Annotated in this window: 18 protein-coding genes; 6 read left to right on the forward strand and 12 right to left on the reverse strand. The window is 71.5% G+C overall.

Going from position 1 to position 21676, the window contains the following annotated elements:
• Nucleotides 1–145: 145 nt before the first annotated feature.
• The 4 genes from AAC134_RS03580 to AAC134_RS03595 form a co-directional block, all read right to left on the reverse strand.
• A complete protein-coding gene (locus AAC134_RS03580) occupies nt 146–973 on the reverse strand; it encodes a CpsD/CapB family tyrosine-protein kinase (RefSeq protein WP_339947671.1) in 828 nt (275 codons plus the stop codon).
• An 82-nt stretch (nt 974–1055) separates the two neighbouring features.
• The gene (locus tag AAC134_RS03585) at nt 1056–2669 is read right to left on the reverse strand and encodes a hypothetical protein (protein WP_339947672.1); all 1614 of its coding nucleotides are present in this window, start codon (nt 2667–2669) and stop codon (nt 1056–1058) included.
• A 31-nt stretch (nt 2670–2700) separates the two neighbouring features.
• On the reverse strand, nt 2701–3750 hold the full coding sequence (locus AAC134_RS03590; RefSeq protein WP_339947673.1) for an AAA family ATPase: 1050 nt from the start codon (nt 3748–3750) through the stop codon (nt 2701–2703).
• A gap of 78 nt (nt 3751–3828) precedes the next feature.
• On the reverse strand, nt 3829–6306 hold the full coding sequence (locus AAC134_RS03595; protein WP_339947674.1) for a tetratricopeptide repeat protein: 2478 nt from the start codon (nt 6304–6306) through the stop codon (nt 3829–3831).
• Nucleotides 6307–6742: 436 nt separating this feature from the next.
• On the opposite strand from AAC134_RS03595, the gene AAC134_RS03600 reads away from it, so the two are divergent.
• On the forward strand, nt 6743–7918 hold the full coding sequence (locus AAC134_RS03600; RefSeq protein WP_339947675.1) for a M10 family metallopeptidase C-terminal domain-containing protein: 1176 nt from the start codon (nt 6743–6745) through the stop codon (nt 7916–7918).
• Nucleotides 7919–7988: 70 nt separating this feature from the next.
• On the opposite strand, the gene AAC134_RS03605 is transcribed toward AAC134_RS03600, so the two are convergent.
• The 4 genes from AAC134_RS03605 to AAC134_RS03620 form a co-directional block, all read right to left on the reverse strand.
• Nucleotides 7989–8966, reverse strand: coding sequence for an NrtA/SsuA/CpmA family ABC transporter substrate-binding protein (locus AAC134_RS03605; RefSeq protein ID WP_339947676.1), 978 nt, complete (start codon nt 8964–8966; stop codon nt 7989–7991).
• Nucleotides 8967–9024: 58 nt separating this feature from the next.
• Entirely contained in the window at nt 9025–9840 is an 816-nt protein-coding gene (locus tag AAC134_RS03610) for an ABC transporter ATP-binding protein (RefSeq protein WP_339947677.1), read from the reverse strand.
• Nucleotides 9840–10607, reverse strand: coding sequence for an ABC transporter permease (locus AAC134_RS03615; protein WP_339947678.1), 768 nt, complete (start codon nt 10605–10607; stop codon nt 9840–9842). Before AAC134_RS03615 ends, AAC134_RS03610 begins: the two co-directional genes overlap by 1 nt.
• A 185-nt stretch (nt 10608–10792) precedes the next feature.
• Complete coding sequence (locus AAC134_RS03620; protein WP_339947679.1) at nt 10793–11923, reverse strand: aryl-sulfate sulfotransferase; 1131 nt, start codon at nt 11921–11923, stop codon at nt 10793–10795.
• A gap of 184 nt (nt 11924–12107) precedes the next feature.
• Here AAC134_RS03620 and AAC134_RS03625 point away from each other — a divergent pair, with 184 nt between their 5' ends.
• The 3 genes from AAC134_RS03625 (at nt 12108) to AAC134_RS03635 (ending at nt 15923) form a co-directional block, all read left to right on the forward strand.
• A complete protein-coding gene (locus tag AAC134_RS03625; protein WP_339947680.1) occupies nt 12108–13124 on the forward strand; it encodes a substrate-binding domain-containing protein in 1017 nt (338 codons plus the stop codon).
• 339 nt (nt 13125–13463) lie between these two features.
• The gene (locus AAC134_RS03630) at nt 13464–15029 is read left to right on the forward strand and encodes an acyl-CoA synthetase (RefSeq protein WP_339947681.1); all 1566 of its coding nucleotides are present in this window, start codon (nt 13464–13466) and stop codon (nt 15027–15029) included.
• Nucleotides 15030–15233: 204 nt separating this feature from the next.
• Nucleotides 15234–15923 carry a DUF4336 domain-containing protein gene (locus tag AAC134_RS03635; protein ID WP_339947682.1) on the forward strand — a complete coding sequence of 230 codons (690 nt, stop codon included), beginning with the start codon at nt 15234–15236 and terminating at the stop codon, nt 15921–15923.
• 55 nt (nt 15924–15978) lie between these two features.
• On the opposite strand, the gene AAC134_RS03640 is transcribed toward AAC134_RS03635, so the two are convergent.
• From AAC134_RS03640 to AAC134_RS03650, 3 genes are all read right to left on the reverse strand, one after another.
• Entirely contained in the window at nt 15979–16557 is a 579-nt protein-coding gene (locus AAC134_RS03640) for an NAD(P)H-dependent oxidoreductase (protein WP_339947683.1), read from the reverse strand.
• Between the two features lie 127 nt (nt 16558–16684).
• Complete coding sequence (locus AAC134_RS03645; RefSeq protein WP_339947684.1) at nt 16685–17497, reverse strand: enoyl-CoA hydratase/isomerase family protein; 813 nt, start codon at nt 17495–17497, stop codon at nt 16685–16687.
• 54 nt (nt 17498–17551) lie between these two features.
• Entirely contained in the window at nt 17552–18436 is an 885-nt protein-coding gene (locus tag AAC134_RS03650; RefSeq protein ID WP_339947685.1) for an IclR family transcriptional regulator, read from the reverse strand.
• A 279-nt stretch (nt 18437–18715) separates the two neighbouring features.
• Here AAC134_RS03650 and AAC134_RS03655 point away from each other — a divergent pair, with 279 nt between their 5' ends.
• Together AAC134_RS03655 and AAC134_RS03660 are read left to right on the forward strand one after the other, a co-directional pair.
• Nucleotides 18716–19873 (forward strand): acyl-CoA dehydrogenase family protein, encoded by a 1158-nt coding sequence (locus tag AAC134_RS03655; RefSeq protein ID WP_339947686.1) that lies wholly within the window; start codon nt 18716–18718, stop codon nt 19871–19873.
• On the forward strand, nt 19870–20910 hold the full coding sequence (locus AAC134_RS03660) for an acyl-CoA dehydrogenase family protein (protein ID WP_339947687.1): 1041 nt from the start codon (nt 19870–19872) through the stop codon (nt 20908–20910). The genes AAC134_RS03655 and AAC134_RS03660 overlap by 4 nt, the downstream gene beginning before the upstream one ends.
• 133 nt (nt 20911–21043) lie before the next feature.
• Here the strand turns inward: AAC134_RS03660 and AAC134_RS03665 are convergent, their stop codons facing one another.
• Nucleotides 21044–21445, reverse strand: a complete 402-nt coding sequence (locus AAC134_RS03665) for a Rid family hydrolase (protein ID WP_339947688.1) — start codon at nt 21443–21445, stop codon at nt 21044–21046.
• Nucleotides 21446–21676: the final 231 nt, after the last annotated feature.

The following is a 21676-nucleotide window of genomic DNA, read 5'->3' on the forward strand; positions in this document are numbered from 1 at the left end:
TGTCCTGGCTCGCGCTCAGTATCGGGCCAGGGGCTTTCCGAAGCGTTCGAAAGATTGGCAAACAAGCTCTGAAACGTCCGCGACGAAAACGGCCCGCGCTGGGGGCGCGGGCCGTCGGGAGTGTCGATGCGCCAGGCGCAGTCGATCACATGTAGTCGTATTCGTAGTAGGAATAGGACTCGGAGTTCAGCGCATACTTGTTCAAGATCACGCCGGCGATCGGGATCATCTCGCTGAGCTGCCGCTCGCAGTCGTCGAGGTTGCGCACCTTGGTGGTGCCGGCCGCGGCGATCAGCAGGGCGCAGTCGACATAGTTCATGAACGACATCGCATCGTCCGAGGCCAGCATCGGCGGCAGGTCGAAGATGGTCACATCGGGCTTGAGCACCCGGTCCATCTCCTTCAGCGCCTCGGCCGCGTCGGGATGCTGGAGCAGCTCGGCCGAGTGACGGAACGACTGCGAGGTCGGACCCACGGCGAGGTTGTCGCCCATGCGGATGAAGAACTCCTCCGGCCGCACGCCGCCCATCAGGTAGTCGCCCATCGACAGCTGGCTGTCGAGGCCGATGATCTTTCGCACCTGCGGCCGTTTCAGGTCGACGTCGCACAGGATGCAGCGCGTATTGCGCTGGCGCGCGAACGAAAAGGCCAGGTTGGTCGCGATCATCGTCTTGCCGCAGGACATGGTTGGCGAGGTGATCGCGATGGTCTTCCAGTTGTTGGCCTCCATCATGCGCAGGATCTTGGTGCGGAGGATGTCGAAGGGCACGTGGGCCGGATCGTCCTTGGTGAAGGTGACGATGCGGTTGCGCGTCAGCACCTCCTCGTCCGGCTCGATCTGCTGCAGGGCGAGCCAGCCCGGAGGCGTGTCGTGGCCCTCGAAGTCGGTGCGGGGCGGCGCCACGGGCTCCTCGCCCAGCGTGGCGATGCGGGCCTGCTTGGCGCGGTTGATGGCGGCCTTGATGCGTTCCATGGGTCTGGGGGCCTTTCAAAGGGACGCGACGCGGACGGCGGTCGCGCGCTCCGGCCGGGGCCGGAGCACGCAGGAGGGGGCGTCAGAGCCTCAGGCGGGACCGCACCAGGTCCATCAGGGAGTCGATCTTGGTCTTCTCGACGATCTTCGCGCCGACCAGGTCGAGCGGCATGTAGTAGGTGTGCACCAGCGCCACCGCGGTCACGATCGAGGCGACGGCGAGCACGATCACCGTCCAGCGCAGGCGGGTGCGGCGGCGCACCTCCTGGTCGGTGTAGATGTAGGGGATGACCGCCAGCGGCTGGATGTCGAGCGTCGAGATGATGTCCGAGGGCCGGCGGATCGCCCGGTTCAGGAACTCGAGCACGAACACCAGCCCGAGGCCGGCGCCGGTCCCGCCGGCGAAGCCCATCATCAGGATCTTCAGGCGGTTGGGCTTGTCGGGCGCGTCGGGCACCTGGGCCTGCTCGATCACCTCGAAGCGCTCGGCCTGCTGCTTGAGCTCCAGCTGCTCGCCGGTGGCCGAGACCGCCAGCTTGGAGCGGGCCTCGTCATACTGGCCCTGCAGGTTCTCGTAGTTCCGCTGCAGGGCGTTGAGCGCCATCTGGGTGTTGGGCGTCTCGGCGATCGAGCGCTCGAGCTCCGACTCCTGGCGCTCCAGCTCATTGAGCTCGTCGGCCATCTGGTCGAGCTGGGTGTCGATGACGTTGATGCGCTGGTTGGTCTCCTGCATCTTCTCTTCGATGAAGGAGGAAGAGGAGGTGCGCATTTCCTCCTCCTGCTTGGCGAGATCGGATTCGATCAGCGAGTCCATCGCGCGGATGCGGGTCTTCAGCGCCCGGATCTCGGGGTGGGTCTCGGACAGCACGGCGCTGCGCAGCTGCAGCTCGCGCTCGAGTTCCTCCTTGGCCCGCTCGCTGGGGGTCAGGGGGCGGGTGGCGTCGATCAGGCTGGTGGGGTCGTCCTTCAGCGCCATCAGCATCTTGCGCTGCTCGCGCATGTCCGCCATCTCGCGGTCGAGAAGCTGCATGCGCTGCTGCACCCGCTGCACCTGGTTGGAGCGGAAGTCGAGCGTCTCGGGCAGGGTGGCGCGGTTGGCGCGCTTGAACTCCACCATCTGGCTCTCGATGGCGGTCAGCTCGCCGCCCAGGCGCTGGCTCTCCTGCTCGAAGAACTCGTAGGTGTCGGCGGCGCGCGCGGTGCGCAGCTTCAGGTTGTTCTCGAGGATGCGGGTCACGTATTCGTTGGCCACGCGGGACGTGACGCTGGGGTCGCGGGCCGAGAAGGCGATCGAGAAGGTCATCGCCATGCCGCCGTCGCGCCCGCCGCCCAGCACCTCGCTGGTGAAGACCGACTGGCTGCGCATCTTGGCCACGATCTCGGTCGGGGTCAGGTCGCCCTCGGTGCGGAACACGTCGTACTGCGCCGCGATCTCGAGCAGGTTGTCGCGGGTCATCAGCCGCTGCTGGATGACGCGCAGACGCTCGGCCGCGTGGCTGCGCACGGTCGACTGCACGAGGTCGGTGGGGATCTGCTGGCTCTCGACCAGGATCCGCGCGCGCGAGGTGTAGGCCGCCGGCAGCAGCACCGCGGCCGCCGCGAAGCCCGAGAAGATCAGCACCGCCGTCAGCAGGAAGATCGGGAACCGTCGCAGCAGGATCGACAGCAGATAACGCGGATCGAGGTCGTTCAGCATGGCTCGCCCCTTGAAAGCCTTACGCGGCGGGTCATCCGTTGCGGTCCCATACGCCGTGGAACATGTTCGGGTCCTCCGGCGAGCCCTCCTCCGTCCGGGAGGGGCCGCTCGGGGAGGCGGACTCGGAAAGGCCCCAGCCGCCGGGCTCGGGGGGCCGCTGGCCCCAGCCCTCGGGCGCGGGCTCGTTCCAACCCTGGGCGCGCTGGGGCAGTCCCAGCGCGGCCTCGGCGCCGCCGCCGGTGACTGCGGCGAAGACGCCGGACTGGCGGCGATCCTCGAGCACCTCGCGCACCAGGGCGGCGTCGGCGACCGGGCGGTCCTCGGAGAAGGCGTAGACCAGCGCGTAGTCGCACAGCTGGTTGATCAGCCGCGGGATGCCGCGGCCGGCCAGGTGGATCAGGTGGCGCGCCTCGGGATCGATGATCTCGCGCTGGGCGCCGGCATGGCGCAGGCGATGCTGGATATACTCGTCCGCCTCGTCGGCGGTCAGGGCGCGCAGGTGGAACTCGGCCGCGATCCGCTGGGCGAACTGCTGGAGGACCGGCTGGCTGACCAGGTCGCGCAGCTCGGGCTGGCCCACCAGGATCAGCTGCAGCAGCTGGTCCTTGTCGGCGTTGATGTTGGAGAACATCCGCAGCTCTTCCAGCGCCAGGGGCGAGAGGTTCTGCGCCTCGTCGAAGATCAGCGCGGTGCGCCGGCCGTCGGCGTATTCCTCGATCAGGAACTCCTGGAACTGGCGGAACAGCTGCACATAGCCCAGGCCCGGCTCCACCGGCCGGTCGAGCGACATCAGCACCCAGTGCAGCAGCTCCCCCCGGTCGCCCTGCGCGTTGGAGATCAGCCCCACCGAGAAATCCTGGGGCATGTCGTCGAGCAGCTTGCGCACCAGCGTGGTCTTGCCCGAGCCGATCTCGCCCGTGATCATCGTAATCGGGGCGTGGGCGGCGATGCCGTATTCGAGCATCGTGTAGGCCTTGCGGTGCGGCGGCGCCCAATACAGGAAATCGGGGTCGGGCAGCAGCGAGAACGGCCGCTCGGTCAGGCCGAAGTGCTCATTGTAGAGGCGGGAGAGGTCACGCATCGCGCGACCCTCCGTTCAGAAGAGCCGCCGCGTCGCGGCGCCCGGCGGTCCGGGCGGTCGTCGTCGGGCGGCCGGGCGTCACTGGGTCACCCCCGGCTTGGCGGCGTCGCGCTTGCCGGCCTCGGAGTCGCGCTTGCGCAGGGCCTCGGCCTCGAGCGCGTCGATGCGCACCAGCACATCCTGGGCGCGGTCCTTCTGGGGGAAGTTCACCTGCTCCGACAGCTCGATCGCGCGCTGGATCTGCTGGCGGCCCTGGGCGAGCTGGCCGTTGGCGGCCAGCACCACGCCCAGGTGGTACTGGACCAGCGGGTTGGTGGGCAGGCCCTCGGCCGCGGCGCGCACGATCGGAAGCGCATCGGCGCTGCCGCCCGTCAGATGCAGCAGCCAGCCGTAGGTGTCCATCAGGTGCGGCTGCTTGGAGTCGCGGAACCGCTTGGCGATGTTGAACGCCCGCTCGACCTGCGCGGGGTCGTCGGCGCGGTGGTCGGCCAGCAGCGAGGCGAAGTTGTTGGCCACCACGGCGGAGTTCGGCCGCTCGCGATACAGCTCGGCGTAGATCGCGATCGCCTCGTCGAAGTCGCCGGCATACTCCTGCTGCATCGCCTGGGTCAGGCGCAGGGCGATGTCGTCGTCGTTCATCGCCACGCCCTTCTCGAGGGCGGCCGACATCTCCTCGGTGCGGCCCATCGAGTTGTAAATGCGCGCGAGGCTGGCGTAGGCGGCGGCGTTGTCGGGCTCGAGCTCGATGGCGCGCTGCAGGTCTTCCTCGGCCAGCTCCAGCTCGCCGCGGCCCGAAAGGATCGAGGCGCGCAGCACCAGGGCGGTGGTGTCGTCGGGGTTCTCGGCCAGGCGCTGGTCGAGGAACCCGACCGCGCGCTGGATGTCGCCGCCGGCCAGCAGCGCGCGCACCAGCGAGATCAGGCCCGCGTCGCCGTCGCGGCCGTCGGTCACCAGGCTCTCGAGGATGTCGGCGCTCTCGCCGAACTTGCGCTGGCCGAGCGCGGCGCCCGCCTCGATCCGGTCTGCGGCCTGGTCCTCGGGGTCCACGGCGCGCAGGCGCGCGGCGACCTGCTCGGCCGCGGTCCACTGCTGCTGACGCAGCTTGATCTGGGCCAGCGACATCAGCAGCGGGCGAAGGTCGCCCTTCCGCTTGATCGCGTCCATCAGCATGCTCTCGGCGATGTCGATCTTCTGCGCCTCGACCAGGGCCTGCACATAGCGCAGCACCACCGAGGGATCGTAGTCCGAGCGCTGCACCGCCTGGGCCATCCGCTCAAGCGCCAGCTCGCGGCTGCCGTCGCGCTCGTAGGCCGAGGCGAGCATCATCATCACCTGGACGTCGTCAGGCGCCACGTCCATCGCCACGCGCAGGTCGCGGATCGCCCGCTCGTTGTCGTCGACCACCAGATAGCGCGAGGCGCGCAGGGTCAGCGCCGCGGCGTTCTTCGGGTCGATCTGCAGCAGATCGCCCAGCAGCGCGTCGGCGGCCTCGTATTCCTCGTTGCGGATATGGATCTTGGCGCGCTCCATCGCCGCCTTGCCGCCGCCGTCGGTGCCCTTGTGCTCGGCCAGCACGCGGTCGAGCCGCTCGGCCGCCGCCGCCTCGTCGCCCTCGCGGATGTCGAGCGCGGCGATGGCGAGGTCGTATTCCACCAGCGAGTCGGGCTGCGCGGCCAGACGCACCAGCTCCTCGCGCGCCCGCGCCGGGCCGTGCGCCGAGTTCAGGAACCGCGCCACGTCGAGCGACTTCTGGAAGTCCTTGGGGTTGTTCTCGGCGATGGCGCGGTACTGGGCCTCGGCCGAGTCATACTCGTTGCGCAGCGTGTACCAGCGGGCCAGCGCCTCGCGGAAGCGGTCGGTCTTGGGGTAGTGCTCGACCAGCCGCTCGAGCTGCGGGCCGATGTCCTCGATGCGGCCCAGCTCTTCGAGCAGGCCCAGGCGGATCACGTTGAACGACAGGTCGCCCTCGTCGAGCGCCAGCCCCGCGTCGAGCACCTTGAGCGCCTCCTTGGGCTGATCCGCGTCCACGAGCCAGGCGACGCGCACCAGCCGCGCGGTGACCTGGGTGGGATCTTCCTCGAGCACCGCGTCGGCCATGGCCAGCGCTTCCTCGCGGTCGCCGCGCTTGTAGTCGATCGAGGCGCGGATGGCGCGGACGCGCACGTCATCGGGCCGATGCTCCATCGCCACCGAGACGTTGGCGTCGGCTTCGTCGAGCTGGTTGGCCACCAGCATGATCTCGGCCATGTCGATGCGCGCGTCCACGTGGTCGGGCTGCGTGCCCAGAATCGCGCGCAGCTGCCCGACGGCGCCGTTGATGTTGTTGGTCTGCTTGAAGAACTTCACCAGCTCGTAACGCGCGACGACGTTCTGGGGCTCCAGCTGGATCGCGTTGCGGAACTCGAGCTGCGCCTGGAAGGGCTTGCCTTCCTCCATCAGCGCGATGCCACTGTCGAGATGGGCCTGGGCCCGCTCCTCGGCCGAATCGCATCCGACCAGCGTGGTCCCCACGGCAGCCGCGAGCAGCACCGAGAAAGCCCTGGCACGAAGTTTCATGTCGCCTGCATCCCCAAACACGGAACCTCTCCGGTCTGCTGCCGGTCCGATTCCCCCAGAGCACGGCGCTCTCGCCTCCGTGCTTCGCACTCGCAATCCGACGACCCCGCGTTTCCCCACTGCGACGCCGCGAGTCGTCATGCCGCTCTCCCTACACCGTTTAACCTGCATTCAGCCGTAATTCCAAGCCGAACACGCTTGCAAACCGCGGCGAACCGGCACGTAAATGCTGATTCCACGGTCAATCTCTCGCGACCTCGGGCCGTGCGGGGGGCGGGCCTGGCTCGCCTGCCGCGCGTACGGGAGCCGCCGCCCTCGCCGCCGCTCGCGCGCGGCGTCTCCTCGGCGCCCGCGTCCGGCCGTTGCGGGGCGCCGCGCGGGCCGCTAGCCTCTCGCGGCGGCCGCGGGGGGGACCGGGGCGGCGTCAGGAGGCGTCATGGCGTTCGCAAGGCGGCTTTCAGCCCGACAGCTCGAGTCGCGGGTCGAGGCCCTGTCCTATCAGGGCGGTCCGCGCCCCGAAGGCGCGACCTTCGTCTATTCGTTCGAATCGAAGGCCGATCCCGAGGCGCCGTTCGCGGACAGCATCTCCCAACATCGCGGCTGGACCAAGGCGGGCAAGATCGCGGCGAAGGCGGCGATGGAGGCGTTCGAAGACGCGCTCGACATCGTCTTCCGCCCCGCCCGCAAGGGCCAGGAGGCCGACGTCAAGTTCTTCCGGGCCGACGACCTGGGCGGCGCCGGGGGGCTCGGCAGCTTCCGCTACCAGGGCGAGGACTGGGACGGCTATGTCGCCATGCGGACCGACACGGCGACCGACCACGGCCTGCTGATGCACGAGATCGGCCACGCCCTGGCCCTCAAGCATCCCGGCGACTACGGCGGCGCGCCGCGCCCCTACCTGCCGGCCCGCGAGGACACCACCGACCTGACCGTGATGTCCTACAACGACGGCCGCCACGATCCTGCGACGCTGATGCTCTACGACATCGCCGCGCTGCAGGACCGCTGGGGCGAGAACGCGCGCGCCCACCTCGGCGCCACCCGCTGGACCGCGCCCGAGCCGGGCGAGTCCGCCGCGATCTGGGACGCGGGCGGGCGCGACCGGATCGTCCACACCGGCCCCGCGGACGCGGTCATCGACCTGCGGGAGGGGGCGTTCTCCTCGCTCGGCGCGCGCGCCAACCTCTCGATCGCCTATGGCGTGACCATCGAGGCCGCGATCGGCGGGGGCGGCGACGACCGGCTGGTGGGCAATGCCGCGCGCAACACGCTCAAGGGCGGGGGCGGCGACGACGCGCTGCGCGGCGGCGGGCGCAAGGACAAGCTGGTCGGCGGAGCGGGCGAGGACCTGCTGGACGGGCAGGGGGGCGACGACCGGCTCAAGGGCGGGCCCGGCGTGGACGAGTTCCGCTATGCGCGGGGCGCGGGCGCGGACGTGATCGTCGACTTCGAGGCGGGCGAGACGGTGCGGATGGCCGGGATCAAGGCCTTCGCCAAGCTCGACATCGCCGACGAGGGCGGCGACGCCCGGGTGACCGCCAGAGGCGTCGACCTGCTGCTCAAGGACGTGGCGGCCGGGGATCTCGACGCCGGCGACTTCCAGTTCGTCTGACGCCCCCGGCAACGCGAACGGCCGCCCCGAGGGGCGGCCGTGGCGGCGCAGGCGCAGGCGCAGGCGTGCCTCAGTCGAGGGTCACCGCCTCGGCGTCGGAGGCCGCCAGCGGCGCCTCGTCGAAGGCCTGGCGCACGCTCTCGAGCGAGGGGGCCTCGGCCTTGACGATGCCCTTGCCCACGATCCAGGCGGCCTCGTCCACGATCAGCTCCAGCAGTTCGCGGTCCAGCTCGAGGCCGATCTCGACCTCCGACCAGATCGCCTCGAGCGCCGCCTTGGGCATGGCGCCCTGCAGGTTCGCGAGCACCGCGTCCTGCGCGGCCGAGGGATCGGCGGCCACGTCCTCATCGGCCTTGACCAGCGCGTGCATGAAGGCGCTGACCGCCTCGGGCCGGTCGCGCAGGGTCGCGCCGCTGGCCGACAGGATGTAGTGCGTCGTATAGCCCGGCGCCTTGAGCTCGACGTAGTCGTCGCCCAGCGCCTGCCTGGCCGCGGGGTAGAAGGTCGGGAAGGTGACCATCGCGTCGACGTCGCCCCGCGCCACCGCCGGCGCAAGGTCCGCGGGCCCGGCGTTGATCACGGTGGCCGTCACGCCGGCCCCCTCCAGCACCTTGGAGAGGTAATAGTCGACGTTGGTGCCCAGCACCGTGCCGATGTTGCGCCCCGAGAGGTCGGCGGGCGAGGCCAGCGGCCCGGCCTTTGCGTTGCCGATCACGCGCGAGCCGCGGAACCGCGCCAGATCGCCGATCACCTTGAAGTCCTGCGCGCGAAGCACGCCCACCGCGGCGGGGAACTCGGCCATGAAGGCGACGTCCACCTGGCCGCCGATCAGCGCCTCGAACCCCTCGCGGCCCGAGGGGAAGGAGACGATCTCGACGTCGACGCCGGCCTCCTCGAAGTAACCCTTGGCCAGCGCCACGTCGACCTGCGGGGTCTGGGGGTTGGGGGTCCAGGCGAAGACCAGCTTCTCGGCCGCGACGGCGGGAAGCGAGAGAGCGGGAAGCGACAGGGCGGCGGCCGCGACGGCGGCCAGGAAAGCGCGTTTCATGGTCGGTAGCTCCAGAAAGGGGACGTCGGGTCGATCAGCGGGTCATTCTGCGGGTCGTTCAGGCCGCGAGCCGGGCCGGCTCGCCGCGCAGCAGGTCCAGGATCCGGGCGCGGGCGGCGAGCTGAACCTCGTCGAACCGCGCGGCGGACCGGGGGCGCGGCTGGTCGAGGGCGAGGCTCTCGACGATCCGGCCGGGGGCGGAGGACATCACGTGGATGCGATCGGCGAGCACCAGCGCCTCGTCCACGTCATGGGTGATGAACAGCACCGTGGCCCGGTGCGCCCGCCACACCCCGGTCAGCAGGTCGTGCATCCGCGCGCGGGTCTGGGCGTCGAGCGCGCCGAAGGGCTCGTCCATCAACAGCGCCTTGGGCCCGCCCGCGAAGGTGCGCGCGATCGCCACGCGCTGCTTCATGCCGCCCGAGAGCTGGCCGGGATACTTCCGCTCCTGCCCCGCGAGGCCCACCTCGGCCAGCGCGGCGCGGGCGCGGGCCTCGAGCTCGGCCTTGGGCAGACCCAGCCGGCGCAGCGCGAACTTCACGTTGCCCAGCGCCGAGAACCAGGGGAACAGGGCGTATTGCTGGAAGATCACGCCGACCTCGGGGTCGGGGCCGGTCACCGGGCGGCCGTCGATCCGGATCTCGCCCTCCGTGGGGGCGAGGAACCCGGCCGCGGCGTTCATCAGCGTGGACTTGCCGCAGCCCGAGGGGCCGATGATCGCGGTGAAGGTCCCCGGCTCCAGCGTCAGCGTGGTGGGGGTCAGGGCCCGGGTCACGCCGCCCTTGCCCGGGAAGTCGATCGCCACGCGGTCGATCTCGACCCGACCGCGCTCGGGGGGGCGGGTCCCGGGGGCGTCTTCGGAGGTCACGGTCATCACGCCTGCTCCCAGTGCACGAGGCGCCGCGAGATGCGGTGCACGATCTGGTCCACGACCGCGCCGGCGAGGCCAAGCACGATCAGAAGGGCGAACATCCGGTCGGTGCGCACATACTGGCGCGCCTCCTGCAGCCGATAGCCGATGCCAGACGAGGCGCCGGTCAGCTCGGCCGCCACCAGGCTCAGCAGCGCCAGCGCCACCCCCAGCCGCAGCCCCGCCACGATGTGCGGGGCGGCCGCGGGGATCACCACCTGCACGAACTCCCGCAGGCGCGAGGCCCCGAGCGAGCGCGAGGCCCGGATGTAGATCTCCGGCACGTACTGCATGCCGTGATGGGTGTTGAACCACACCGTCAGGAACACCGTGTAGGCGATGACGAAGTGTTTCGAGCTTTCGCCGATGCCGAACCAGACGATGGCGACGGGCACCAGCGCGATGGCCGGGATCGGGCGCATCAGGGTCAGGAACGGCCCCAGCAGCGTCTGGAACATCGCCGTGCGCCCGGTGGCGAGCCCCAGGGTCACGCCCAGCGCGGCGCCGATGGCGAAGCCGATGGCCGCGCGGCTGAGCGAGATCGCGAGGTCCTGGGCCAGAACCCCCTGCTCGGCCATCTCGACGAAGGCCTGCACCACGGTCCAGGGGGCGGGGAACAGCGCCTCGTTCACCGAGCCCGAGGCCGAGGCCCCCGCCCAGATCGCCAGCACGAAGCCCAGGCTGACCGCAGGGCGCAGCGGCCCGGCCAGGGTGCGCCCGACCGCCGGCATCCGCGCGGCGAGGGAGGCGCGGGGCGCTTTCGCGTCCGCCCGATGGGCCGCAGCCGGGTCGCCCCGACCGGTCGCAGATGTGTCGCCCCGACCGGCCGCCGCCGGGTCGGCCCTGCGGGCCGCGTCCGGGGCGAGGTGTCGGGCCGGTTCCGCGGCAGGGGGGCGTTGATCGGTCATCCTCTCCACTAAAGCCATGGCACGTCCTTCCGATCATAGCGGTAGGCGCGAAACACGCTGTTGTGATGACCGCCGATCATCCGATCCATGCCCGGCTCGGGATAGGGGCCGAATTCGGGGATGACGAATTCCCAGACCACCTCGCCCTCGGGCGTCACCTCGAACAGGCGCCCGGTCGAGGATTCGGTGATGAAGGTGTTCCCGTTCGCCAGCCGCTGCGCGCCGCCCATGTAGGGCGAGAAGAAGCTGGGCGCGTTGGGGTCCCGGTATTCCCAGACAATCGCGTTGGTCGCCGGATCGACCTCGATCACGCGCGAGAAGTGCGAGGACACGCCCGGCCGCATCGTGCCGTTGTCGAAGACCAGCACGTTGCCGGTCTCCAGCTCGACCGGCGTATGCTGCTGGGCGAGCACGTCCTGTCCGATGACCCAGGCCACCGCCCCGGTGTCGCGACGCACCGCGATCACGCCCGAGGTGGTGCGCAGGCTCATCAGCACCAGCCCCTCGCGCGCGTCCCACAGTCCGTTGATCATCGGCCAGTGCTGCAGATCGAAGACCGGCTGGGTGGGGAAGTCCTCGGGGCGCAGATGCTCCCAGCTCCTCCACTCCCACACCGTCTCGCCGTCGCGGTTCACCTGGCGGACCACGTCGCCGTAGACCCGGGCGCCGGGCGCGCCGCCCAGGCGACGGACCGTGTCCTCGGGCAGGGGGTGGGCGGCGGTGTAGAGGATGTCGCCGTTGGCCAGCCACTGCGCGTCGTGGTGGTGGGCGGGGTCGACGTGGCGGCGGACGATCTCGCCGTCGGGCGCCACCTCCATGAAGTCGCCGCCGCGCCACAGCGGCCAGATCGGGTACAGGATCGGCCCCTCCTGGCAGGAGCCGTTGTAGCCCAGGTTCCCGTTGCCCAGCAGCACCGCATGGCGGCCGGGGCGCACCGGCAGGGTCCAGCGATGGACCTCGCGGCCCTCCTCGTCGATCAGCTTCGCCAGCCCGCCCGCGGTCTGCGGCGCATAGAGGGTCAGCCCCCCGAAGCTGCGCGCGGGATCGTTGCAGGTCAGCCCGGTCAGGCGCCTTCGGAAGGTCACCTGGTCAGGGGCCGCGCCGGATGCGACTTGCGTTATGGGGAGGGTGCGGGTCATCTGTCTCGGCCTCCAGTTGCGCGCTTGCGCGGCGGGCAAAACGATTTGTCAGGTCCAGAAAAAACGATTTTCTGGTCTGGTGTGAAGCAAAAACCGCCAGACGGCGGCATATTCCGCGTTCTGCACAAACTGTGTGCAGAGTTTGGGCGTTTGGCGAGCGGAATCTGATCGGGAACGGGTGCGCATGACTGCGAATCGGGAACGTAGGGTCACCATCCTGGATATCGCGCGGGAGTTGAACGTGGCCCCATCCACGGTGTCGAACGCTCTCTCGGGGCGCCGCTACGTGGACGCGGACCTGGCCGCCAGGGTGAAGGCCACGGCCGAGCGGCTGGGCTATCGGGCCAACCCGGTGGCGCGGCGGCTGCGCTCGGGGCGGGCCTCGGCGGTGGGGCTGTTCTCGGCGATGCCCTTCGCGGTGACCGGGGGCAGCTCCCGGCTGGGCTTCATGATGGAGATCGCGGCGACCGCCGCCGAGGAGACGATGCGCGCCGGCCTTTCCCTGATGCTGATCCCGCCGATGGAGGCCTCGCCCGCCGTCGACGACCTGCTGATCGACGGGGCGCTGCTGATCGAGCCGGCCCGCGACGACCCGTTCGCGAAGCTGATCGACGCCCGCGGCCTGCCGGTGGTGCGCATCGGCCGCCAGCCGGGGCGCGAGGACGCGCCGGCCGTCGACCTGCGCTCGGGCGAGACGGCGGCGCTGCTGCTCCACCACCTCGAGGAGACGGGCGCCCGCCGCATCGCCCTGATCACCGGCCTCGCCCGCCGCGCCAGCCACGAGGAGACCGAGGCCGAATACGCCCGCTTCGCGCAGGCCCGCGCCATGCCCCCCCTGCACCTGCGCCTCGACGAGACCGGCGGCGAGGCGCTGGGCCACGCCGAGGCGCTGCGCCTGCTGCAGGCCACCCCCGAGGTCGACGCGATCCTGGCGATGGTCGACGTGTTTGCCGCCGGCGCCTGCCGGGCGGCGCGGGAGCTGGGGCGCTCGATCCCCGGCGACCTGCGGGTGGCGACGCGCTACGACGGCCCGCGCTCGCTGGCCTCGAACCCGCCGCTGACGGCGGTGAACCTCAGCTTGCCCGAGGTGGCGCGCGAGGCGGTGAAGATGCTGATCCCGATGATCGAGAACCAGCCCGCCCCGACCCTCCTGCGCGCTCCCGACGCGCGCCTGACTGTGCGCGCCTCGACCATCGCCTGACGGCGCGCGCCTCGAGCGTCGCTCGGGCGCATCCGGCGCCGGGCCTGCTCAAGGAACTGCTCGACGCGACCGGGGCGGTCCCCCTCGGCTGACGGCGCTCCGCCTGCGCGCTCCGTCGATCCTCCGTCGATTCTCCGGCGTTCCGGCGCTGCGGTCGATCCCGCCGCCGCCCTGCCTGCAGGGGCGCGCGCCCGGTTTCCGCCTCTGCGTTTCGCACAGCGGGACTTGGCGCCGCAGCCTTCGTTTCAACGCCTCCCGGCGCGTGCACCGGGCGTTATAACAGGATAAGGAAGCCGAAAGACCTGCCGGCCGACAGGTTTCACAGGAGGAGCCAGCCAAGTGAGCGAATTCCGCGAGGACGAGAAGCATCCCGGCGTCTGGGCCGTGCGGACCCCGTCGAAGCCGGCCTTCATTCACCAGATCACCGGCGAGGCGATCACCTACGCCGAGGTCGAATCGCTCTCCAACCAGGTGGCTCACCTGGCGCGCAGCTTCGGCCTGAAGCGCGGCGACCACGCGGCCGTGTTCCTCGAGAACCGGCTCGACTACGCGCCGATCTTCTGGGGCTTCATGCGCGCGGGCCTGAAGGTCATTCCGATCCCCACCCACCTGACGCCCGAGGAGGTGGACTACCTGCTCAACGACTCGGGCGCGAAGATCCTGGTCACCTCGCAGGCCAAGCGGGCGGTGGCCGAAAAGCTGACCGGTCCCGGGCTGCTGCCGGGCGCGCGCTTCATGCTCGACGACGCGGGCGGCGGCTTCGCCTCGCTCGAGGCGGCGCTGGCGAGGCTTCCCACGCATCCGATCGCCGACCCCTCCGAGGGCTCGGAGATGCTGTATTCGTCGGGCACCACCGGCAAGCCCAAGGGCGTGCTGCGCCCGATGTCCGAGGCGCCCTTCGGCACCCCGACCAAGGGCATGGTGCTGACGATCGAGCGCTGGGGCATCGACCAGGACACCGTCTGGTTCCACCCCGCGCCGCTGTATCACGCGGCCCCCATCGGCTACGCCCTGCGGATCATGCGCTGGGGCGGCACGATGATCGTCGCGGGCAAGTTCGACCCCGAGGCGGCGCTGGCGACCATCGAGAAGCACCGCGTCACCCACTCGCAGTGGGTGCCCACCCATTTCGTGCGGATGCTGCGGCTGCCCGACGAGGTGAAGGCGAAATACGACCTCTCCTCCCTGCGCTGCGCGATCCACGCCGCCGCGCCGTGCCCCCCGCAGGTCAAGAAGGCGATGATCGACTGGTGGGGCCCGGTGATCGAGGAATACTACGCCGGCTCGGAGGCCAACGGCGTGGTCACCATCAGCTCCGAGGAATGGCTGAAGAAGCCGGGCTCGGTCGGGACCAACATCCTCGGCAAGACCCGGATCTGCGACGACGAGGGGAACGAGGTTCCGGTGGGCGTCGAGGGCACGATCTACTTCTCCGACGGGCCGAGCTTCGAATACCACAACGATCCGCAGAAGACCGCCGACAGCCGCAATGCGCAGGGCTGGACCACGCTGGGCGACGTCGGCTACCTCGACGCGGACGGCTACCTGTTCCTGACCGACCGCAAGACCTTCATGATCGTCTCGGGCGGGGTGAACATCTATCCCGCCGAGATCGAGAACCTGCTCGCCACCCACCCCAAGGTCGGCGACGTGGCGGTGATCGGCGTGCCGGACGAGGAGTTCGGCGAGTCGGTCAAGGCGGTGATCGAGCTGCCCGAGGGGATGGCCCCCTCCGAGGAGCTGGCCCGGGAGATCATCGAGTTCTGCCGCGCCAACCTCAGCCACGTGAAATGCCCCCGCACGGTCGATTTCGTCGACCGGCTGCCGCGGGCGGACAACGGCAAGCTCTACAAGCGCCAGCTGCGCGATCAGTACTGGCAGGGCCGCGACCGCCGCATCGCCTGAGGGCGAGGCGATCCGGGCCCCGCTCGCGGGCGGATGCAGGGGGCGGCCTTCGGGTCGCCCTTTCTCCGTTCAGGCGCCCCCGCCGCCAGGCCCCCGACGCAGGCCCGCGCGCCTCATCGCGCTCGCCCGGCGCCTTGCCCCGCGCGCCGGCCCTCCGATAGCCTGCCCTCGGACCGCGGGCGCCGCGGGGCAGGGGAGGCCGCGATGCTGACACCGTTCGGAACGGACCTGTGGCTGGCCGAGGGTCCGGTGGTCGAGGGCATGGCGGGGTTCCGCTTTCCCACCCGCATGGCGCTGATGCGGCTGGGGGAGGGGGGCCTCGCGGTCTGGTCGCCCGTCGCCCCGACCGAGGCGCTGCTGGCGCAGGCCGAGGCGCTGGGTCCCGTGCGCTGGCTGATCGCGCCCAACGACCTGCACCACCTGTTCCTGGGCAACTGGGCGCGGGCCTTCCCGCGGGCCCGGGTCCTTGCCGCCCCCGGCGTGCGCGAGAAGCGCCCCGAGCTGATCGTGCACGCCGTGCTGGGCGAGGATCCGGCCCCCAGCGCCTTCGAGGGCGCGCTCGACCTCGCCCCGATCCGCGGATGTCGCATCACCGCCGAGGTCGCCATCTTCCACCGCCCCAGCCGCACGGCGCTGTTCGCCGACCTGCTGCAGGCGCTGCCGAAGGGGTGGTTCCGCGGCTGGCGCGGGATCGTGGCCAGGCTCGACCTGATGCAGGAGGCCGAGCCGACCGTGCCGCGCAAGTTCCGCATGGGGTTCCGCGACCGCGCGGCGGCCCGCGCCTCGCTGGCGCCGGCGCTGGACTGGCCGGCCGAGCGGCTGGTCATCGCCCACGGCGCCCCGATGGAGACGGGCGCCGCCGCGCGCCTGCAACAGGCCTTCGCCTGGCTCTAGCGCCCTCGCCTGGCTCTCGCCCGGGCGCGCCCTCAGTCCGATTGCAGAGCCGCCCTCAGGCGGCGGCGGGGTCCGCGGCGGCGCGCGCGAAGCCCGCGACCTGACGGCCAAGCGCCTCGAGCTGGCCGCGCACCTTGGCGTCCTCGCAGTCGCCGTCCGGGCCGAACACCGGCTCGGCGGTGTTGACCGCCACGCCCAGCGGCGTGTTCCAGCCGCGCAGCGCATGCACCACGTCGCGCAGCGCGTTCATCGTGGTCACCGCGCCCTGCCAGCCGCCGCCGGTGGCCACGGCGCCCACCGCCCGCCCCTCAAGGTAGGGCCGGGCGTCGGTGCGCAGGTCCTCGATATAGTCGATGGCGTTCTTCACCAGGCCGGACATGCCGCCATGATAGCCCGGAGAGCCCAGGATCACGCCGTCGGCGCGCCGGATCGCGTCGACAAGGCGACTGGCCTCCTCGGAGCGGGTCTCGTCGTCGGGCGAATAGGGCGGCAGGTCGAGGGCGCGGCCGGCAAGGAGCACGGTCTCGCACCCCTCCGCCTCGGCGGCGTCGAGCGCGATGCGCAGCGCCTTCTCGGTCGAGGAGAAGTCGCGGAGCGTGCCGCCAAGGCCGACGATCAGGGGTTTTCGGGTCATGACGCGACCATAGGCGCGCCCCAACCGCCACGCAAGCGAGGCCCCGCCGGCAAGCGTCGCTGCGACGCAACGTCTGCGCCGCGCCGGTGGGGTGGGGGGAGGCGCCTGCGGGGCGCCTCCCGCGGGCTCAGGCGCCCTTGAAGTCGGGGCGGCGCTTGTCGAGGAAGGCGGCCACGCCCTCCTTCACGTCCTCGGTGCAGAACAGCAGCGCCTGGGTGTCGGCCTCGGCCGAGAGCATCTCGTCGAGCCCCATCGGACCCCGCCCCAGCGTCTGCTTGGAGGTGGCGACCGACAGGGGCGCCATGCGCGCGACCTCCTCGGCCATGGCCAGCGCCCTCTCGACCGCCTCGCCGGGGGCGCAGAGCTCCTCCACGATGCCCCAGTCGGCGGCGGTCTGCGCGTCGATGGTCCGCCCGGTCAGGGCCAGCAGCTTGGTGCGCCCCATGCCGATGCGCGCGGGCAGGGTCTGCAGCACGCCCAGGTCCGGCATCAGCCCCAGCTTGCCGAAGGGCAGCGAGAACTTCGCCTCGGACGAGGCCACCACCAGGTCGCACATCGCCGCGATCGAGAGGCCCGCGCCCACGGCATAGCCCTCGACCGCCGCGATCACCGGCTTGGTCCCGCCCTGCACGATCTTCACCAGCCGGTGCACGTCCTGCAGCCGCGCCCGGCCCGAGGCCGCGGTGATCCCCTTCATCGTCGAGATGTCGCCGCCCGCGCTGAAGCAGCCGCCGGCGCCGGCCAGCACCACGGCGCGCACCTCCGGATCGGCCTGCGCGTCGGCCATCGCCTGGATCAGCGCCGGGCGCAGGGCCATCGACAGCGGGTTGCGGCGCTTGGGATCGTTGATCCAGACCAGCGCCGTGGCGCCGATGCGCTGGGTCACGCAGACAGGGTCCTCGGCGCCCGGCTCGACCGGGGCCTCCATCTGATCCTTCATGGGGTCTCCTCCTTCGTCGGCCGGGTTGGCCCGGCCCGATTGCGGCAACAGGGGTCAGCGGCTGAGCATCGGCGCGATCGAGCGGCCCAGATGCACCAGCCGGGGGCCGACCTCGCCCTCCAGCTTGTCGCGGGTGGCGAGGAAGCCGGGGCCGGCGGCGTTGATCGCCATCGCCTCGGTCTTGTCGGGCGAGACCACGGGCACGGCCGCGGCGCGGATGTCGGACTGCCACTCGCCGTCGGCCACGCAGAAGCCGCGCTCGTCGACCTGGGCCTTGGCGTCGAGGATCCGGGACTTCAGATCGGGCCACTTGTCGCCGAGCTTGCGGGCCAGACGCTCGAAGATGAACTCGCGGTCGGGCTCGGCGATGCCGGCGAGGAACGCGCGCCCCAGGGCGGTGGTCGCCAGGTCCACCCGGTTGCCCACGTCCAGACGGATGGTCGAGACGGTGGCCGGGTGGCAGGCGTCCACGTAGATCATCCCCAGCCGGTCCCGCGCGCCCAGCGCGATCGACATCTCGGCGTCGTTGGCCAGCTTCTGCATCGGATCGCGCGCCACCAGCCGCACCCGCAGGCTGCTGATCACCGGATAGCCCAGCGTCAGCAGCGCCGCCGTCGGCTCGTATTTCGACAGCCGGCGGATCAGGCGCAGGTAGCCCAGTTCGGTCAGCGTGTGGGTCAGGCGGGTGATCGTGGCCTTGGGCAGGCCGGTGATCTCGGCGAGCTCGGAGTTGCCCAGCGGCGCCGGGCGGGCCGAGAACGCCCGCAGGATCTCGAGCCCCCGCGCCAGCGCCCAGACGAACTTGCGGTCATGGGCCAGTCGCTCGGACTGCTCGCCGTCCAGGTCGAGCGGCACGGCCGAGCGGGAGGAGACCGGCGCAGGGGCGATCTTTTCCTCAGGCTCTCCGGCGGGCTCTCCGGCGGCGGCGTTCCTGGACATGGGCTCTCCTCAACGTGAACTCTTCGCAGCCTTGTCCGATACGTCTGCGGTTGTCCACTTTCGCGTCGCCCGGACCGGATCGCTGATCGGGACTGCGCCGCGCTCACGCGGTCGAGAGGACCGATGGGCGGAACCCGGCGCCGCGCCCACTGGACCCCCGAAGGCTTTTGTCCGACACTGCGCGCCGACCGCCGCCCGGCCCTCGCCCCAACGAGGCGCCCGCAACGAGACGGCGCCCTTCGCCCGCGCGCCGCGCGGACGCCGAGAGAGGAGACGCTCATGTCATCGCCTTTCCGGTTCGACCCGGTGGAAATGCCCCAGGTCGAGCCACAGTTGCGCGCCGAGGTGCGCGAGTTCCTGGCCGAGTGGACGCCGAAGTTCACGCCCTGGAAGATCGGCCAGTCCTGGACCGGCTTCGACCGCGAGTTCTCGATGGCGGTCGGCGAGAAGGGCTGGATCGGCATGACCTGGCCCAAGGAATACGGCGGTCATGAACGCTCCGCCCTCGAGCGCTACGTGGTGATCGAGGAGATGCTGGCCGCCGGCGCCCCCGTCGGCGCCCACTGGATCGCCGACCGCCAGTCCGGCCCCCTGATCCTGCGGGTGGGAACCGAGACCCAGAAAACCACCTGGCTGCCCAGGATCTGCTCGGGCGAGGCGACCTTCTGCATCGGCCTTTCCGAGCCCGACTCGGGCTCCGACCTCGCCTCGGTGCGCACGCGCGCCACCCGCGACGGCGACGGCTGGCGGCTGTCGGGGCGCAAGATCTGGACCACGAACGCCCATCACTCGCAGGCGATGATCGCGCTGGTCCGCACCTCCGGCGGGCCCGACGACCGCCACAAGGGGCTCTCCCAGGTGCTGGTCGACCTGTCGCTGCCGGGGATCGAGATCCGCCGGATCGCCGACATGACCGGCGAGGCGCATTTCAACGAGGTCACCTTCGACGACGTCGAGCTGGGCCCCGACGTCCTCGTCGGCAAGGAGGGCAACGGCTGGGCCCAGGGCATGTCCGAGCTTGCCTTCGAGCGCTCCGGCCCCGACCGCTTCCTCTCGGCCTTCCCGCTGATGCCGCTGCTGGTCGACGAGATCGCCGCGAAGGGCGAGCCCGACCGTCTCGCCGCGCGCGAGATCGGGCGCACGCTCGCCGAGCTCGCCGCCCTGCGGGAGATGTCGGTGTGCACCGCCGGCATGCTCGACCGCGGCGAGGACCCGGCCCAGGAGGCCGCGGTGATCAAGGAAGTGGGCGTCACGCTCGAGCAGCGGATGCCCGAGATGGTGCGCGACCTCGCCCCCGGGGCCTTCCCCGGCGCGGTCGAGGGCGCGCTCTCCGAGATGCGGGCCTCGGTGGCGCAGCAGGCGCCGACCTTCAGCCTGCGCGGCGGCACCCGCGAAATCATGCGCGGCATCATGGCCAAGGGGATGGGTCTGCGATGAGCCTGGACACCGACACCGCGACGCTGCTCGCCGACCAGCTCGACCGGCTGTTCGCCCAGCGGGTCGACGCGAAGCTCCTGCGCAAGGTCGAGGCCGGAGAGCCCGCCGCGGCGCTGGAGGACGAGGTCGAGGCGCTGGGCCTGACGCTCGCGCTCGTGCCCGAGGAGGCCGGCGGCGCCGGTCTCGCCTGGTCCGAGATCTCGGGCGTGCTCGAGGCGCTGGGCCGGCACGCGGCCCCCTTGCCGCTGTCCGAGCGGATGGCCGCCGCCTGGGCGATGGCCGCCGCGGGGATGGAGGTCCCCGAGGACGCACCGCTCGCGACCTGGGACCGCCTGGCGCTGGCCGGCGGCAAGGTCTCGGGCGCCTGCGTGATCCCCTTCGGCAAGCCCGGGGCGCGGGTCCTGGGCACCGCCGGCGAGGGCGCGGACGCGCAGCTCGTCCTGCTGGAGATCCCGGAGGGCCGCGCGCTGCCCACCATCGGCCGCGACCCGCGTCTGGTGGTCGAGTTCGCGGCGGCGACCCCGCTCGCCTCGGCCCCTGCGCCGATGGACGGCGAGGCGCTGCCGGCGGCGCTGGCGGTGATGCGGGCGGGCCAGATCTCGGGCGCGCTCAACCACGTGCTGGCCGAGTCGATCGACTACGGCAACACCCGCGTCCAGTTCGGCCGGCCGATCGGCAAGTTCCAGGCGATCCAGCATCTGGTGGCCGAGCAGGCGGGCGAGTCGGCGGCCGCCAAGGCCGCGGTGCAGCTGGCGCTGCGGGCGATGGACGCGGCCCCCTCCTGGCAGGCCGCCGCGGTGGCCAAGATCCGCGCCAGCCTGGCCGTGGCCAAGGTCTCGGCCGTCGCCCACGCCGTCCACGGCGCCATCGGCGTGACCGAGGAGCACATGCTCCACCACGCCACCCGGCGCCTGTGGCAGTGGCGCGACGAGGCCGGCGACGAGAACGCCTGGTCCGAGCGTCTGGGCCGCGCCGCCGTCGCCGGCGGCGGCGGGGAGCTGTGGAAGACCGTGGTCGCGCTCTCGGGCGGCCGCTGAGACGACGCCCCGAACCCGAGGCCGGCCCGAACCCCGGGCCGGCCGCTCCTCGGCCCCGACAGATCGCCGGGCCCGACGCGCGCCCCGGGCCCAACGCGCGCCCCGGGCCCGACCTGGGGCCTCGCGCGGGCCCTCAGGCCACCGCCGTCATCCGCAGCTCGACCAGCGCGCCGGGCAGGGCGAGGGCTTTGACCTCGACGGCGGTCCAGGCGGGATAGGGCTCGGCGAATCTGCGCTCCAGGGCGGCCATCATCAGGGGCATCTGCGCGGGCAGCCCGCCCTCGGGCCCGGCGACGTGAAAGGACGTCAGCTCCGCCACCGCGTCCCAGTCGCGCCCCGCCTCGGCCAGCACCCGGGCCTGCAGGTCGAAGGCCGCGGCGATCTGCGCCGCCGCCCCCTCCGCCAGCTCCGGCGGGCTCAGCGAGACCAGCCCCAGCTGCCCCGACAGGTGCAGCATCCCCCCCGCCCGCACCGCCGGCGAGAACCGGTAGCTGCGGTAATGAGCCATCGTCGGCGGCGTGATTCCCTCGCGCATGGCGCAGTCTCCCTCGTGATCGTTCGCGTTGACGTCGCGGCGCGCCGGCGAACCGGCCGCGCGACCCTGCATGACGGTTGCCTCCGCCGTTGAAACCCTCTATCCGGGCGCCGGCGAAATCCATGGGTCCGCCGCGCGACCCGACGAAGTGAGGAATGACCGCGATGGCGAAGGCGAAGTTCGAGCGCAACAAGCCGCACGTGAACATCGGGACGATCGGGCACGTCGACC

The sequence above is a fragment of the uncultured Albimonas sp. genome (genome assembly GCF_963977235.1).
Classification (GTDB): Bacteria; Pseudomonadota; Alphaproteobacteria; order Rhodobacterales; family Rhodobacteraceae; genus Albimonas.

Excerpts from the sequence above, each read along its gene's own strand:
- AAC134_RS03585 (WP_339947672.1), bottom strand. The coding sequence starts at position 2,669 with ATGCTGAACGACCTCGATCCGCGTTATCTGCTGTCGATCCTGCTGCGA.
- AAC134_RS03650 (WP_339947685.1), bottom strand. The coding sequence starts at position 18,436 with ATGTCCAGGAACGCCGCCGCCGGAGAGCCCGCCGGAGAGCCTGAGGAA.
- AAC134_RS03660 (WP_339947687.1), top strand. The coding sequence starts at position 19,870 with ATGAGCCTGGACACCGACACCGCGACGCTGCTCGCCGACCAGCTCGAC.
- AAC134_RS03595 (WP_339947674.1), bottom strand. The coding sequence starts at position 6,306 with ATGAAACTTCGTGCCAGGGCTTTCTCGGTGCTGCTCGCGGCTGCCGTG.
- AAC134_RS03645 (WP_339947684.1), bottom strand. The coding sequence starts at position 17,497 with ATGAAGGATCAGATGGAGGCCCCGGTCGAGCCGGGCGCCGAGGACCCT.
- AAC134_RS03665 (WP_339947688.1), bottom strand. The coding sequence starts at position 21,445 with ATGCGCGAGGGAATCACGCCGCCGACGATGGCTCATTACCGCAGCTAC.
- AAC134_RS03600 (WP_339947675.1), top strand. The coding sequence starts at position 6,743 with ATGGCGTTCGCAAGGCGGCTTTCAGCCCGACAGCTCGAGTCGCGGGTC.
- AAC134_RS03605 (WP_339947676.1), bottom strand. The coding sequence starts at position 8,966 with ATGAAACGCGCTTTCCTGGCCGCCGTCGCGGCCGCCGCCCTGTCGCTT.
- AAC134_RS03635 (WP_339947682.1), top strand. The coding sequence starts at position 15,234 with ATGCTGACACCGTTCGGAACGGACCTGTGGCTGGCCGAGGGTCCGGTG.
- AAC134_RS03620 (WP_339947679.1), bottom strand. The coding sequence starts at position 11,923 with ATGACCCGCACCCTCCCCATAACGCAAGTCGCATCCGGCGCGGCCCCT.
- AAC134_RS03655 (WP_339947686.1), top strand. The coding sequence starts at position 18,716 with ATGTCATCGCCTTTCCGGTTCGACCCGGTGGAAATGCCCCAGGTCGAG.
- AAC134_RS03610 (WP_339947677.1), bottom strand. The coding sequence starts at position 9,840 with ATGACCGTGACCTCCGAAGACGCCCCCGGGACCCGCCCCCCCGAGCGC.
- AAC134_RS03640 (WP_339947683.1), bottom strand. The coding sequence starts at position 16,557 with ATGACCCGAAAACCCCTGATCGTCGGCCTTGGCGGCACGCTCCGCGAC.
- AAC134_RS03580 (WP_339947671.1), bottom strand. The coding sequence starts at position 973 with ATGGAACGCATCAAGGCCGCCATCAACCGCGCCAAGCAGGCCCGCATC.
- AAC134_RS03625 (WP_339947680.1), top strand. The coding sequence starts at position 12,108 with ATGACTGCGAATCGGGAACGTAGGGTCACCATCCTGGATATCGCGCGG.
- AAC134_RS03590 (WP_339947673.1), bottom strand. The coding sequence starts at position 3,750 with ATGCGTGACCTCTCCCGCCTCTACAATGAGCACTTCGGCCTGACCGAG.
- AAC134_RS03615 (WP_339947678.1), bottom strand. The coding sequence starts at position 10,607 with ATGCCGGCGGTCGGGCGCACCCTGGCCGGGCCGCTGCGCCCTGCGGTC.